Annotated in this window: 17 protein-coding genes; 11 read left to right on the top strand and 6 right to left on the bottom strand. The window is 71.6% G+C overall.

The window, feature by feature from the left end; translation table 11 throughout:
• Positions 1–172 precede the first annotated feature (172 nt).
• The 4 genes from ACZ601_RS26480 to ACZ601_RS26495 all read left to right on the top strand — a co-directional run bounded on the left by ACZ601_RS26480 (position 173) and on the right by ACZ601_RS26495 (position 2347).
• On the top strand, positions 173–595 hold the full coding sequence (locus tag ACZ601_RS26480; protein ID WP_469542351.1) for a hypothetical protein: 423 nt from the start codon (positions 173–175) through the stop codon (positions 593–595).
• The gene (locus ACZ601_RS26485) at positions 592–1389 is read left to right on the top strand and encodes a transcriptional regulator (RefSeq protein ID WP_469542354.1); all 798 of its coding nucleotides are present in this window, start codon (positions 592–594) and stop codon (positions 1387–1389) included. Before ACZ601_RS26480 ends, ACZ601_RS26485 begins: the two co-directional genes overlap by 4 nt.
• A 38-nt stretch (positions 1390–1427) precedes the next feature.
• Entirely contained in the window at positions 1428–1898 is a 471-nt protein-coding gene (locus ACZ601_RS26490; protein WP_469542356.1) for a roadblock/LC7 domain-containing protein, read from the top strand.
• 74 nt (positions 1899–1972) lie between these two features.
• Positions 1973–2347, top strand: coding sequence for a hypothetical protein (locus ACZ601_RS26495; protein WP_440579529.1), 375 nt, complete (start codon positions 1973–1975; stop codon positions 2345–2347).
• Positions 2348–2814: 467 nt separating this feature from the next.
• Here the strand turns inward: ACZ601_RS26495 and ACZ601_RS26500 are convergent, their stop codons facing one another.
• Positions 2815–3660 carry a MurR/RpiR family transcriptional regulator gene (locus ACZ601_RS26500; protein WP_440575329.1) on the bottom strand — a complete coding sequence of 282 codons (846 nt, stop codon included), beginning with the start codon at positions 3658–3660 and terminating at the stop codon, positions 2815–2817.
• A gap of 115 nt (positions 3661–3775) precedes the next feature.
• Positions 3776–4222, bottom strand: coding sequence for a MarR family winged helix-turn-helix transcriptional regulator (locus tag ACZ601_RS26505; protein ID WP_469542360.1), 447 nt, complete (start codon positions 4220–4222; stop codon positions 3776–3778).
• A gap of 59 nt (positions 4223–4281) precedes the next feature.
• Here ACZ601_RS26505 and ACZ601_RS26510 point away from each other — a divergent pair, with 59 nt between their 5' ends.
• On the top strand, positions 4282–4665 hold the full coding sequence (locus tag ACZ601_RS26510; RefSeq protein WP_469542363.1) for a hypothetical protein: 384 nt from the start codon (positions 4282–4284) through the stop codon (positions 4663–4665).
• A 96-nt stretch (positions 4666–4761) separates the two neighbouring features.
• Complete coding sequence (locus ACZ601_RS26515; RefSeq protein WP_469542365.1) at positions 4762–5178, top strand: hypothetical protein; 417 nt, start codon at positions 4762–4764, stop codon at positions 5176–5178.
• A 14-nt stretch (positions 5179–5192) separates the two neighbouring features.
• Here the strand turns inward: ACZ601_RS26515 and ACZ601_RS26520 are convergent, their stop codons facing one another.
• Positions 5193–5954: an SDR family oxidoreductase gene (locus tag ACZ601_RS26520; RefSeq protein WP_440575333.1), complete on the bottom strand. Its 762-nt coding sequence runs from the start codon at positions 5952–5954 to the stop codon at positions 5193–5195.
• 147 nt (positions 5955–6101) lie between these two features.
• Between ACZ601_RS26520 and ACZ601_RS26525 the strand changes: the two genes are divergently transcribed.
• A complete protein-coding gene (locus ACZ601_RS26525) occupies positions 6102–6917 on the top strand; it encodes a helix-turn-helix transcriptional regulator (protein WP_469542367.1) in 816 nt (271 codons plus the stop codon).
• A gap of 269 nt (positions 6918–7186) precedes the next feature.
• Here ACZ601_RS26525 and ACZ601_RS26530 read toward each other — a convergent pair whose 3' ends face one another.
• Entirely contained in the window at positions 7187–8596 is a 1410-nt protein-coding gene (locus tag ACZ601_RS26530) for a cystathionine beta-synthase (RefSeq protein WP_469542370.1), read from the bottom strand.
• Positions 8597–8760: 164 nt separating this feature from the next.
• Between ACZ601_RS26530 and ACZ601_RS26535 the strand changes: the two genes are divergently transcribed.
• The 3 genes from ACZ601_RS26535 (at position 8761) to ACZ601_RS26545 (ending at position 12392) form a co-directional block, all read left to right on the top strand.
• Complete coding sequence (locus ACZ601_RS26535; RefSeq protein ID WP_469542678.1) at positions 8761–9852, top strand: SGNH/GDSL hydrolase family protein; 1092 nt, start codon at positions 8761–8763, stop codon at positions 9850–9852.
• 147 nt (positions 9853–9999) lie between these two features.
• Entirely contained in the window at positions 10000–11220 is a 1221-nt protein-coding gene (locus ACZ601_RS26540; RefSeq protein WP_073738500.1) for an acetyl-CoA C-acetyltransferase, read from the top strand.
• 332 nt (positions 11221–11552) lie between these two features.
• On the top strand, positions 11553–12392 hold the full coding sequence (locus tag ACZ601_RS26545; protein ID WP_440575348.1) for a hypothetical protein: 840 nt from the start codon (positions 11553–11555) through the stop codon (positions 12390–12392).
• Between the two features lie 85 nt (positions 12393–12477).
• Here the strand turns inward: ACZ601_RS26545 and ACZ601_RS26550 are convergent, their stop codons facing one another.
• Positions 12478–12795, bottom strand: coding sequence for a hypothetical protein (locus ACZ601_RS26550; protein ID WP_073738498.1), 318 nt, complete (start codon positions 12793–12795; stop codon positions 12478–12480).
• Between the two features lie 103 nt (positions 12796–12898).
• Between ACZ601_RS26550 and ACZ601_RS26555 the strand changes: the two genes are divergently transcribed.
• Positions 12899–13126 (top strand): DUF4287 domain-containing protein, encoded by a 228-nt coding sequence (locus tag ACZ601_RS26555; RefSeq protein WP_440575337.1) that lies wholly within the window; start codon positions 12899–12901, stop codon positions 13124–13126.
• Between the two features lie 87 nt (positions 13127–13213).
• On the opposite strand, the gene ACZ601_RS26560 is transcribed toward ACZ601_RS26555, so the two are convergent.
• On the bottom strand, positions 13214–14074 hold the full coding sequence (locus ACZ601_RS26560; RefSeq protein WP_024491449.1) for a Bax inhibitor-1/YccA family protein: 861 nt from the start codon (positions 14072–14074) through the stop codon (positions 13214–13216).
• Between the last annotated feature and the right edge of the window lie 4 nt (positions 14075–14078).

Raw genomic sequence — 14078 nt, forward strand, 5'->3', positions numbered from 1 at the left:
GTCAACAGGGTGGCGGGAACGGTCTCCGGAGGGCCTCCTTCCGGTGTGCGGCGAAGCATTTTCCACCGGCGACCTGCATGTACCTGTGGAAAATGCCAGAACCTCCACCAGTCCTGAGCACGTTGCGTAACCTCTGGGTCACAGCCGCATACCGCGTCGGAGGGGAATCCGCGTGCCCGGAATCGACGAGTGCCTGCTCGACGTCATGAGACTGCCCGGTGCCCGTGGCGCCGCCGTGGTCGACTGGACCAGCGGTCTCGCTCTCGGCACCATCGGTGACTCGCCCAACGGCGATCACGAGGCCACCGCCGCCGAGACGGCCGAGGTGGCACGGATGGCGGCCGAACAGTCCGTCTTCACCTCGGGAGCGGCCCAGCCGCCGGACACCGCGGACGGCACAGGGGTTACGGGGACGGAACCGCCGGTCGAGGACGTCATCGTCACCACCCGGTCCGGGTACCACATCCTCCGGTTCGTCGAGACGGACTTCGACAGCAGCGTCTTCCTCCACCTGTGGCTGGACCGCGCGGAGGGCAACCTCGCCCTCGCCCGGATACGGCTGGGCGAGACGGCCGAGCGGCTGGTCCTGGCATGAGAACGGCCGCCCCCTTACCCACCCCCTCCCCCGCCACCGTGCTCTCGCCGATGCTTGAGCGCCTTGCCGCGGAACGGGCCACCGGCGCCCTGATGCGCGACTGCGGCACCCTCTACCTCGCGGACGGCGAGGTGGTGCACGCCGAGAGCCCGGCGACGCCCGGGATCGACGTCCTGCTCACCCGGGGCGGCGCACTGCACCGCGACGGCTGGTGGGACGCGGTCGCCCGGGCGGGCGCGCATCGGCGGGTCGGCCGCTATCTGGTGGACAGCGGCCGGGTGGCGGGCGGCGCGCTGGAACTGTGCCACCTGGGGGTGCTGTACGACGCGGCGTTCTTCGCCCTCGCCCCGACCCGGACCCCGGCCCGCTTCCGTTACGGGGTCGCCCACTGGATCGGCCCGGTCCGCCCCGTGCCCGTGGACGCCGTGCAGCGCGAGACGCTCCGGCGCCGGGAGCTGCTGGACCGGATCTGGCCGGAGGCAGCGGGCGACAGCGCTCCGCTGGCCCGGACCGGCGGACCGGTCGACAGCCCGGTGCCGCCGCGCCAGCAGCGCGTCCTGGAGTGCGTGGACGGGGTGCGCACCGCGACGGACATCGCCCAGGAGCTGGGCAGATCCGCGTTCCACACCCTGGTCGACCTGCGGCGGCTGGCCGCCGCAGGGCTGGTCGAGACGGTCCGGCAGCCGATGGGCCCGGCCGCCTCCGCGACCGCCCGGATCGAGCTGCCCGAGATCACGCCCGACCCCGATGTCGCCCTGTTGCGCCGGCTCCGAGACGCATTGGAGGCCCTGTGATACGCGCGCTCAGACAGCGTGCCGGGAGGAGACAGCTGATGGTGCCCGAGGCCGAAGTGCGTGATGTCCTGGCCGAACTCCAGCGGCTGCGGGCGCGGGTTCCGATGCTCGCCGGCGCCCTGGCGGCCAGCACCGACGGTCTCGTCCTCGCCCATGACACCCCGGGGGTGGAGGCCGAAGGCGTCGCCGCACTGACCGCGGCCGCGCTCGGCGTCTCGATCCGGATGACGGAGGCGACCGGCCGGGGCGGCTTCCGCGAACTCCTCGTCCGGGGCGAGACGGGCTACATCGCGGCGTACGCCGCGGGCTCCTCCGCCGTACTGACGCTGCTGGCCGAGGACCGGATCAACGTCGGCAGGCTCCATCTGGAGGGCCGCCGGGCCGGGGCCAGGATCGGCCGGCTCGTCGACACCGCGCTGGAACGCGCACCGCAGCCCCCGCCCGGCGCACGCCCGCCCGCACCACGCACCCCGCAGCCGCCGGGCACGCTGCCCCACCGCCCGACCTGACCACCTCTCAGCCCATCGGACCCAGTAAACGGAACCGGCCGTCGCGGCCGGTCAGGGAAAGGAATCGAGCACTCATGGCGAACACCGAAGCGTCACTGAAGGAAGCGATGTCGAACATCGAGGGCACCCTCGGTGTCGCCCTCGTCGACTACACGAGCGGCATGGCGCTGGGCACCCTCGGCGGCGGCAAGGAGTTCAACCTGGAGATCGCGGCGGCCGGCAACACCGACGTCGTACGCGCGAAGCTCCGCACCATGGAACAGCTGGGCATCCAGGACGAGATCGAGGACATCCTGATCACCCTGGGCACCCAGTACCACCTGATCCGGCTGCTCAGAACCCGTGGCAGCAAGGGCCTGTTCCTCTACCTGGTGCTGGACGCCGGCCGAGCCAACCTGGCCATGGCCCGCCACAAGCTGAAGAAGATCGAGGCCGAGCTGGAGGTCTGACCGGGGCGCGGGTCCGCGGGGGCGCGGGGGTCCTTGGTGCGGGGTTCCGTCCTCAATCGCCGGACGGGCTTGAGTGCGGGTCCCCCGCGGGGCGCCCTGCCCGGTGGGTGGGGGTTCGGGGTCCCTCCGGGGCGTCTCCTCAAACGACGAACGTGCGGGGGGTCCGCATTGCGTACCCGGGTCTGTGTTCGTCGTTCTGCGGGGACTCCCCTGCACGCCCCCGAACCCGCCCGTCGCGCGTCTGCGACAGCACTCCGGCCGGTGTGCAGACGCGACTGGGCCTGGGGTGGGGACGTGCAGGGGAGTCCCCGCAGAAAATGGCGTACGACCCGGGTCCCTCACGTACCCGGGTGAACACGCCATTTTTGAGGAGACGCCCCGGAGGGGCACCACCCCCCACCCACCGGGCAGGCGCACCCCGCGGGGTACCCGCACTCAAGCCCGTCCGGCGATTGAGGACGGAACCCTCACTCGATGAACAGCCCCCGCGCCGCCGCCCTCGCGTCGAACTCCTCCAGCCGCGCCTGCGCCTCCGGCAGGGCGTCGCACATCGACTCCAGCAGCACCCGCCCGAGCAGCATCGGCGCGCACGCCGTGTCGAAGGCGAGCCCGGTCCCGACGGCCGCCGGGATCAGCAGATCGCTGTGCGCGGCCACCGGGGCGAACGCGGAGTCCGCGACCGAGACCACCGTCAGACCCTGTTCCCGGGCGTACGCGAGGGCGTCCACGACCTCCCGGGGATGGCGCGGCAGCGCGAAGCAGATCAGCGCGGTGGCCCCGGCCCGCCGGGCGGCGTCGATCCGGTCGTGGAGCATGCTGCCGCCCTCGTCGAGCACCCGGACATCGGGGTGGACCTTGGCGGCGAAGTACCCGAAGCCCCGGGCCTGCGAGGAGGCGGCGCGCAGCCCGAGCACGGGCAGCGGTCGCGAGCCGGCGAGCAGCCGGCCGGCCCGTTCGACGGGGCCCGGGTCCGCGAGCAGTTCCGCGAGGTGGCGCAGGTTCTCGATCTCGCCGAGCACGGCCTGCTGGTACTCGTTGTACGTGTCCTCCCCGGCCCCCGCCGAGGACCCGGCCGGGGAGACCTCGCGCAGGTGCCTGCGCAGCGCGGGGTAGCCGTCGAAGCCGAGCGCCACGGCGAACCGGGTGACGGAGGGCTGGCTGACGCCGGCGAGTTCGGCGAGCTCGACGCTGGACAGGAACGGGGCGTCACCGGCCCTGCGCACCATCGAGTGCGCGATGCGCCGCTGGGTGGGGGTGAGCCTGCGCCCCTCGAACAGCTGCTGCAACCTCGCGGCCGGGCTGCTCCCGCTCATCCTGTCCCCTCGCTGGATCCGTCGCGCCGCGGTCCGGCGCCGAGGAATCCATTCAGCCAGCAAGGCGTCTGCATGTCCATATGCAGACAGCCGTGATGACGCGCCCGAGCGCGCGCTATCCGGGCAGGCCCGCCCGCGCGGCCAGTACGGCGAGGGTCTGGCGCAGGTTCGTGCGGAAGGCGTCGTCGAGCCCGGCCGTCAGCTCCTCGTCGATGGCATTCGCCGTCTCCGTGCAGCGGGCGAGGAGTTCACGGCCCCGGACCGTGAGGGCGAGGATCTGGCGGCGGCGGTCGGCGGGGTCGCGCTCCCGGGTGACCGCGCCCAGCTCCTCCAGGTGATCAGCGAGGCCGACCACCAGGCTGGGCGTCACCCGCATGGTGTGGGCGATGTCCTGCTGCGAGGCCGCCGCGCCACTGTCCAGCAGGGCAAGCAGTCCGGCGTGCTTGGGCTTCAGGCCGTGGACGGCGAGCCGCTCGGCGAACAGTTCGGCGGTGATCGCGCCGAGCGTGCCGAGCCGGAAGGCCGCGGTGCCGGTGAGCGTCTCCTGCTTGACATCCTTCACGATCCGCACCGTATCATCGAGAAATCATTCATAGTGTTAATGATTCAAGAGGTGACGAGATGCGACGCACACTGGCCGGCCTCAACGTGGCCATGGCGGCGGGCTCGGCGGTCGCGGCCGTGATCGCGGTGGCACGCCCCACGCTCCTGCTGCCGGCGGGCACCGAGCCGACGGCCGGCCTCCAGGTGTACGCGGAGGCGTACGCGGTCCGCGCGGTCCCGCTCGCCGCCGCGCTGGTGTACGCGCTGAAGGGAGAGCGCCGGGCGCTGGTTCCGGTCCTGGCGGTGGCCGGGGCGGCGCAGCTGGGCGACGCGTACATCGGCGTCAGCCGGGGGGTCACCGGTATGGCCGTCGGCGGGACGCTCGCGGCGGCCACCCACCTCTGCACCGCCTGGTGGCTCATCCGTCGCACCGGCGCGCCCGCCCCGGGCAGCGCGGCGTGACGTCACTCGCCAGGAGGCCCGGAGGGTGCTTCCGCCCCCGCAAACCGGGGGGTTAGCCCCACTGACCCGGCCGACGCGGCTTCGTAACGTAGGACCATGGACGCATCCGACACGGAGCTCAAGAAGGAGCTCAACGCTACCCTTCAAGCCCGCAGCGAGCTGGGCACCGAGTACGAGTCCGCGCTCGTCGAGTCGTTTCTGGAGAAGGTCGAGCAGCGGCTCGACGGCACGCTCGACCGCCGGGTCAGGCGTCATCTCGCGGAGCAGCAGGTCAGGGGGGCGCGCTCGCCGGAGCGGTCCTCCGGGTATTTCGGTGAGCAGTACGGATTCGCGATCGTCTCGCTGATCCTGGCCATTCCGCTGTCCGCCGTCGGGGTGGCCAACGCGGGCATCCAGGGGCTGGTCGTCGCCTGGCTCGGGATCGTCGGCGTCAACGCCTTCCAGACCGCCCGCAGCGGGCGGCTCTTCGGCCGCCGGGCCGAGGAGCGGCAGAAGTCCGACTGGGAGGACTGAGCCCCGGACGCTTCTCACGCCTGACGGGTCGGCAGCACGACCAGCTGGCGCAGGTTGATGTGGCGTGCCCGGCTGGTCGTGTAGGCGATCAGGTCGGCTATCTCGTCGCTCGACAGCCCGCCGAGCGCGTCGAACATGCCGTCGAGCTGGCCGCTGAGTTCCGCGTTGTCGACGTGCCCGGCCAGTTCCGAGTCGGTGAGGCCGGGCTCGATGTTCGTGACCCGGACGTCGCGCGGGCCCAGTTCGGTGCGCAGCGAGGCCGAGAGATAGGTGAGCGCGGCCTTCGTCGCCCCGTACACCGCGTAGTTGGGGAACGTCACGTGCGCGCCGATCGAGGAGATGTTGACCAGGTCGGCGGTGCGGCCGTCGGCGGCGGCCGCCACCAGGTCCGCGGTGAAGGCCCGGATGACGCGCAGGGCGCCCGACACGTTGGTGTCCAGCATCCGCTGCCATTCGTCGGCGCGGCCCTCGTCCACCGGGTTCGGCAGCATCACCCCGGCGGCGTTGACCACCAGGTCCACCCGGCCGAACGCGGCGTGCACCCGCTCGGCCGCGGCGTCCACGGACGCCTGGTCGGTGACGTCGGTGACGACGGCGAGTGCCTGGCCGCCGTCGGCGGTGATCTTCCCGGCCAGCTCCTCCAGCCGCTCCGCGCGGCGGGCCAGCAGCGCCACCCTGACCCCCTGGGCGGCGAGCAGCCGGGCTGTGGCCTCGCCCATACCGCTGGCGGCTCCGGTGATGACTGCGGTGCGGCCTGCGAGTGTCCCGTACGACATGTCCGTACTCCCTGGTTCCGTGGGCCGGGGCTTCTCCCCGGCTCGGGAACGACTCTGCCGCCGCGGGCCGCCGCTACCCAGGGATGCGTCTTTCCTGGGTCTGCCAGTACCAGGCTGGGGAGCGGCCGGGTCTTCTACGATCACGGCATGGACGGCGACCTCGGAGACTTCCTCCGCTCACGACGTGCCCGCATACAGCCCGGTGACGTCGGGCTGAACTCCTACGGCCGCAGGCGCGTTCCGGGTCTGCGGCGCGAGGAGGTGGCGCAGCTCGCGGGGGTGAGCGTGGACTACTACATCCGGCTGGAGCAGGGGCGCGGCCCGAGCGTCTCGGACGCCGTGCTGGACGCGGTGGCCCGGGTGCTGGGTCTGGACGAGACGGAGCACGCGCATCTGCGCACGGTGGCTCGCCCCGAGCCGCGCCCGGCGGCCCCGGCCGCCGCCCAACGGGTGCGGCCCGGACTGCGGTTGCTACTGGACACTCTGGGCGGGGCACCGGCGTTCATCCTGGGCCGCCGGATGGACGTACTGGCGTGGAACGGGGCGGCCGACGCGCTCCTCGGCTTCTCGCGGCTCTCCCCCGGTGCGCGCAACGTCCCGCGCCAGGTGTTCCTCGACCCGGCCTCCCTGGAGCTCTATCCGGACTGGGCAGCCGTGGCGGCGGAGACGGTCGCCCATCTGCGCCTGGACGCGGGCCTGCACCCACACGACAAGCAACTGGCCGCACTGGTCGGCGAGTTGTCGGTGAAGAACGAGGACTTCCGGCGGCTGTGGGCGGATCACCAGGTGAAGGCGAAGGCGTACGGCGTCAAGCGGATCAGCCACCCGGTAGCCGGTCCGCTCACGCTCCCGTACGAGACGCTCGATGTGCCCGGGGACCGCGACCAGTGCCTGGTGGTCTACACCCCGGAGCCGGGTACGGAGTCGGCGGAGCGCCTCGCGCTGCTGACGGCTGCGCCGTGACGAGCTGTATCGCGGGGACCGCCGCACCCCCGGTTTCCCGGAGGGCGGGACGACGGCGGTCCCCGCGAGGGACGCGGTCCGGGTCAGGGCCGGTCTCGCGTCCTGACGACAGTGGAGGTCCGGGAGCCGCTCCGTAGTCCGTGTCGCCGTATCGGTGCCGGCGGGTTTCCCTGCCGACACCCATCAATCTGCCCGATCCGTGTTAAGCCGGTGCTGCGGGTACGTGTCGCGCTCGTACCGTTTTCGCGAAGCCCCCGGTCCGGTCCGCGCTACGGCTTGGTGACCGCCGCCGCGTCCTTGGCGAGGAACGCCAGCAGGTCCTGCCTGCTGACCACGCCCTTGGGCTTGCCCTCGACCAGCACGATCGCCGCGTCCGCCGCACCCGCGCCACCGAGCACCGCCATCAGGTCCTCGACCGGTTCGCCGGAACCGACCTGCGGCAGCGGCGGCGACATGTGCTTCTCCAGCGGGTCGGAGAGCGAGGCGCGCTGGGCGAAGAGCGCGTTCAGCAGCTCCCGCTCGACCACCGAGCCGATGACCTCCGCGGCCATCACGTCCGGGTGGCCGGCGCCCGGCTTCACGATCGGCATCTGCGAGACGCCGTACTCGCGCAGGACGTCGATCGCCTCGCCGACGGTCTCCTCCGGGTGCATGTGGACGAGCGTCGGGATCGGGCCCTCCTTGTAGTCGAGGACGTCCGCGACGCGTGCGGAGGGGCCGGTGTTCTCCAGGAAGCCGTAGTCCGCCATCCACTCGTCGTTGAAGATCTTGCTCAGGTAGCCACGTCCGCTGTCCGGGAGCAGGACGACGACCACGTCCTGCGGGCCCAGCCGCTTCGCGACCTCCAGGGCGCCCACGACCGCCATCCCGCAGGAGCCGCCGACCAGCAGGCCCTCCTCCTTGGCGAGCCGGCGGGTCATCTGGAAGGAATCCTTGTCGGACACGGCGACGATCTCGTCGGTGACCGTACGGTCGTACGCCGTCGGCCAGAAGTCCTCGCCGACGCCCTCGACCAGATACGGCCGGCCCGAGCCGCCCGAGTAGACCGAGCCCTCCGGGTCCGCGCCGATGATCTTGACCGCGCCGTCGCTGACGTCCTTCAGGTAGCGGCCGGTGCCGCTGATCGTGCCGCCGGTGCCGACCCCCGCCACGAAGTGGGTGATCTTCCCGTCCGTCTGCTCCCACAGTTCGGGGCCGGTGGTCTCGTAGTGGGAGCGCGGGTTGTTCGGGTTGGAGTACTGGTCGGGCTTCCAGGCTCCGGGCGTCTCACGGACCAGCCGGTCGGAGACGTTGTAGTAGGAGTCCGGGTGCTCGGGGTCGACCGCCGTCGGGCAGACGACGACCTCTGCCCCGTAGGCGCGCAGCACGTTGATCTTGTCCGTGGACACCTTGTCCGGGCAGACGAAGATGCACTTGTAGCCCTTCTGCTGCGCGACGATCGCCAGGCCCACGCCCGTGTTGCCGCTCGTCGGCTCGACGATCGTGCCGCCGGGCAGGAGCGCGCCGCTCTCTTCGGCGGCCTCGATCATGCGAAGGGCGATCCGGTCCTTGACCGAGCCGCCGGGGTTGAAGTACTCGACCTTGGCCAGGACCGTCGCCTGGATGCCGGCCGTCACACTGCGCAGCCTCACCAGCGGGGTGTTGCCTACGAGGCTGATCATCGAATCGTGGAATTGCACCGTGTACTCCGGGGTCTCCGTGATGGTGCGGCAAGAGTATGCGTACGGGGACCGGATTGGGTGAAGCGATTGAACGACGCCCCCTTGGGGGCAGTTAGCTCTGTGTACGGCGGTACGGCACGTACGGCGAAGAGGAGGTGGACCGGACTGTGTCGAGGGCAAGGGTGGCACGGCGGATCGCAGCGGGCGCGGCCTACGGTGGCGGCAGCGTCGGGCTGCTGGGGGCCGCGGCGGTGGGCGTCCTGCTGGCGGAGGTCCAGCTGGCGAAGCGGCTGGTGGGCGGCGGGGTCGCGCCGGTCCCGCCGAGCGCGGACGGGCGGTACGGGGTGGCGTTCGCCGGGCCGACGGACCCGCTGCGGCTGGGGCTGCTGGGGGATTCCACGGCGGCCGGGCAGGGTGTGCGGCGGGCCGGGCAGACACCGGGCGCACTGCTGGCCTCCGGGCTGGCGGCGGTCTCGGAGCGGCCGGTGGATCTGCGCAATGTGGCGCAGCCGGGGGCCAGGTCGGACGATCTGGAGCGGCAGGTCTCGCTGCTGCTGGCGGACCCGTCCGGGACCCCGGACGTCTGCGTGATCATGATCGGGGCCAACGATGTGACGCACCGGATGCCCGCGACCCAGTCGGTGCGCTGCCTGACCACGGCGGTACGCAGGCTGCGGACGGCGGGCGCGGAGGTGGTGGTCGGCACCTGCCCGGACCTGGGCACGATCGAGCCGGTCTACCAGCCGCTGCGGTGGCTGGCCCGGCGGGTGAGCCGGCAGCTGGCGGCGGCGCAGACGATCGGCTCCGTGGAGCAGGGCGGGCGCACGGTGTCGCTGGGCGACCTGCTGGGCCCGGAGTTCGAGGCGAACCCCCGGGAGTTGTTCGGCCCGGACAACTACCACCCCTCTGCGGAGGGGTACGCGACCGCGGCGATGGCGGTCCTGCCGACGCTCTGCGCGGTGCTGGGGCTGTGGCCGGAGTCCGATCATCTGGACGGCGCCCGGCGCGAGGACATCCTGCCGGTGGCCAAGGCGGCCTCCCAGGCGGCCAGGGAGGCCGGTACGGAGGTCACCGGGGCGCGGGCGCCCTGGGCTCTCCTCAAGCACCGCAGGCGGCGGCGCCTGCCCGCGGCCACGGAACCGCACCCTCATCCGCACTGGTACCAGCACCGTTCCCCGGGGGCTCCGGTGAAGGAGGAACACGGGGAACAGGGCGGTGCGACCCGGGTGGACCGGCGTCCGGGCAGCGACACGGGCACCGCCGCCGCCGGCTGAACGAGCGGTTGCCCGGACAGCTGACTGAGCGGTTGCTTAGAAAAGAGGCCCGCATCACACGCCGGTGCGGGTGACCTCCGCAGTACGTCCGGGTAACTTCCAGAGCAGTCCAGCCAGACAGCCTTCCAGCCCTCATGGAGCCGCGTGATGCCCGAAGCCGTGATCGTCTCTGCTGCCCGTTCCCCCATCGGCCGGGCCTTCAAGGGCTCGCTGAAGGACCTGCGGGCGGACGACCTGACCGCCACGATCATCCAGACCGCACTGGCCAAGGTCCCGGAGCTGGACCCCAGGGACATCGACGACCTGATGCTCGGCTGCGGCCTCCCCGGCGGCGAGCAGGGCAACAACCTGGGCCGCATCATCGCCGTACAGATGGGGATGGACCACCTTCCCGGCTGTACGGTCACCCGCTACTGCTCCTCCTCCCTGCAGACCAGCCGGATGGCGCTGCACGCCATCAAGGCCGGCGAGGGCGACGTGTTCATCTCGGCGGGCGTCGAGATGGTGTCCCGGTTCGCCAAGGGCAACTCCGACAGCTGGCCTGACACCCACAACCCGCTGTTCGCCGACGCCGAGGCCCGCACCGCGGCCCGCGCGGAGGAGTCCGGGGCGAGCTGGCACGACCCGCGCGAGGACGGCCTGGTGCCGGACGCGTACATCTCGATGGGGCAGACCGCGGAGAACCTGGCCCGGACCAAGGGCGTCACCCGTCAGGACATGGACGAGTTCGGCGTCCGCTCGCAGAACCTCGCGGAGGAGGCCCTCAAGAACGGCTTCTGGGAGCGCGAGATCACCCCGGTGACGACGCCGGACGGCACGGTGGTCGCGAAGGACGACGGTCCGCGTGCGGGCGTCACCCTGGAGGGCGTGCAGGGCCTGAAGCCGGTCTTCCGCCCCGACGGCCTGGTCACCGCGGGCAACTGCTGCCCGCTGAACGACGGTGCCGCGGCGCTCGTGATCATGTCCGACACGAAGGCGCGCGAGCTGGGCCTGACCCCGCTGGCCCGGATCGTCTCCACCGGAGTCTCCGGCCTCTCCCCCGAGATCATGGGCTACGGGCCGGTCGAGGCGAGCAAGCAGGCACTGAAGCGGGCCGGGCTGAGCGTCGGCGACATCGACCTGGCCGAGATCAACGAGGCCTTCGCCGCCCAGGTGATCCCGTCCTACCGCGACCTCGGGCTGCCGCTGGACAAGGTCAACGTCAACGGAGGCGCCATCGCCGTCGGCCACCCCTTCGGCATGACCGGCGCCCGGATCACCGGCACGCTGATCAACAGCCTCCAGTTCCACGACAAGCAGTTCGGCCTGGAGACGATGTGCGTGGGCGGCGGCCAGGGCATGGCGATGGTCATCGAGCGGCTGAGCTGAGCTGAGCTGAAGCGGGGCCGGAGCTCAAGCGGGACCCGAGCTCAAGCGGATCCCGCTCCTGAGCGGGATCCGGCGCCCTCAAGCCGGACGCGATGACCGGTTCCGAGCCCCGACCGTGACCGAATCTCCCCCAGGATGTGACCTATCTCCTGGGGGAGACCCATTCCCGCAGGTCACACCAGCATCAGGGTTAAACCCCGGGCACAAAGACCTGTCCAATTCGTGACGTAATGCACTGACACATGGTGCCGGTACGGGTCAAGCTGATGTAGGAAGTCGGGGGATCGATTGAAACCGGGAGTAAGTCAGTGAGCGCCATGCCTCTTGCCCTGTTGCTGACCACCGCCGCCGCCACGGCCGTGGGCGCTGCTGCTCTGCACGCCGCTCACGGGCTGCGTAAGCAGGTATCGGCCCTTCGAAGGGAGCTGGCCGACGGCCGCGCCCAGGCCGCCGCGGTCCCGGCCCAGAGCCGTAACGACGCCACACCTGCCTCGGAAATACGCGCGGCGGTGGCCGAGGCGCTGGCCGAGGAGCGGGAGCGGGAACTCGCCGAGGCGCGGGCCTTCTGGGCCACGCAGGAAGCGCGGGACGCCGCCGACGCCCCGTCCCTGCTGGGCGGACTGGCCGGAGTCGGTGAGGACACCCCGTTCTTCATGCCGCGCCAGGCGGACTTCGCCGGCCTCGAAGCGATGGACCTCGACGCCACGGAGGCGCTGGAGGAGCTGACGGAACTGGCCGAGCTGACCGAGCTGGCCGACATCACCGAGCTCCCCGAGATCGCGGAGTTCGCGGAGGACTCCCCCGAGCTGGCCGCGGCCCGTCGCCGCCACCCCTCGCACCCGGACTTCGTGCCGGTGCAGACCCCCGTCGTCACCGACCACGAGCGCACGGTGAACCGCCTGGAGGAGCTGGCCGACAGCCGTACGGAACTCTCCGACGTGCGCCCCGGCCCGCTCGGCACGCTCGACGTGTACGTCTTCGCCGACGGCACCACGCTCTGTATGACCCCCGGCCACCGCGAGACGGCCGAGCGGCTGGCCACATCGCTCCGGGACGGTGAGCACCCGGTGCTGCTGGGCGGTTCCGGCGTCTCCGGTGCGTACGCGCTGACGTTCTCGTGCGGCCGGGAGAACGTGTACATACTGGCCGACCGCGTCATCGCGAGCTTCTAGCCCGCCGACCGGTCGTCCGGATCTCTACACCCCCGGCACAGCGGCCCTCGCCGGCCGCTGCCGCAGCCCACCGTTCGCGTATCGCCTAGGCGAACGCTCGGGCGGCCGCTTCCTCGACGCATCGCACGGCCTCGTCCAGCTCCGCCGACGGGGCCTTTTCCAGTGCCACGGCCAGATCCCGGCCCGCGACCGCGAGTTGGTCCCCGACCGCGAACATCCCCGCGTCCGGCATGGTCCTCGGCTCCCGGTCCGGCGCCTCGACGCGCTGGGCCCGCACCGCCAACTGCCTGGCCACGGCCAGTCCCTCGGCCGCCGCACCCCGCCGCAGTCTGCTCTGCGGGGCGGCACGCAGCCGGTCGGCGAATCGGTCCACGGCGATGATCAGGGGCGTCGTATCGAGCACCCCGCGACCCTACGCGCCCCTGCCGGGATGGTTGCCAACGGGCCGACGCTCAGGCACGGTGTCGGGAAGGACCAGTACCGCGCACAACGCGTCGGAGGCGCCGATGTCCCAAGTCCTGTCCGAAGAGACCCATCGCAATCTGCTCGCCAGAATCCCGCAGTGCACCGGTCGTGAGATCTCCGACTGGCTCCGCACCGTCGAGGACGGCCCCGCTCTCCGCTTCGAGGAGAAGGTCAGCTGGCTGCGGGGCGAACACGACCTCGCCTATGGACACGCGAAGGCGCTCATCCACGAGTACGACCTGCGCAGAGCGGCCCGCAAGCTCCTGTAGCCCCCCGTCCCCGCGGCACGGAAACGGCCCGCAGGCTCCCGCGAAGGAGCCTGCGGGCCGCGTTCGGTCGCTGTGTCCGGCGGCTGACTAGTCGTCGCCGCTCAGGATGGAGAGCAGGCGCAGCATCTCCAGGTAGATCCACACCAGGGTCATGGTGAGGCCGAAGGCAGCCAGCCAGGACTCCTCGCGCGGAGCGCCGTACGCGACGCCGTCCTCGACCTGCTTGAAGTCCAGGGCCAGGAAGCACGCGCCGAGGATGATGCCGACGACACCGAAGAGGATGCCGAGGCCGCCGCTGCGGAAGCCGAGGCCGTCACCGCCACCGAAGGCGGCGAACAGCAGGTTGACCACCATCAGGAGCATGAAGCCCATGGCCGCGGCCATCACGAAGCCGTAGAACCGGCGGGTGACCCGGATCCAGCGCATCTTGTACGCGAAGAGCACACCGGCGAAGACACACATGGTGCCCATCACCGCCTGCATCACGACGCCCGGTCCGATGTACGTGCTGACCGCGCTGGAGATGACCCCGAGGAAGACGCCCTCGAAGGCCGCGTACGCGATGATCAGCGCGGGGACCGGGGTGCGCTTGAAGGACTGGACGAGCGACAGCACGAAGGCGATCAGCGCGGCGCCGATCGCGATGCCGTACGACTTGTTGAGGTTCGCCTCGTCGACCGGGAGCAGGGCCCAGGCGGCGGCGGCACCCGCCACGACCGTGCCCAGCGTCAGCGCCGTACGGGTGACGACGTCGTCGATCGTCATCGCACCGGAACGCGCGGGCGCCTGCGGGGCGCCGTACTGGGCGTCCGGCTGGGCGTAGGGGTTGGTGGCGTACGGGTTGGCACCCGCTACGGGGGCCCCGGCCTGCGGCGCCGCGTTGACGTTCGCGTAACCGTTGTCGCGGCTGAAGCCCCGTCGCGAGAAGACCGGGTTGCTGCTCCTCATCTCA

It is taken from the genome of Streptomyces sp. NPDC104307 (assembly GCF_055584045.1).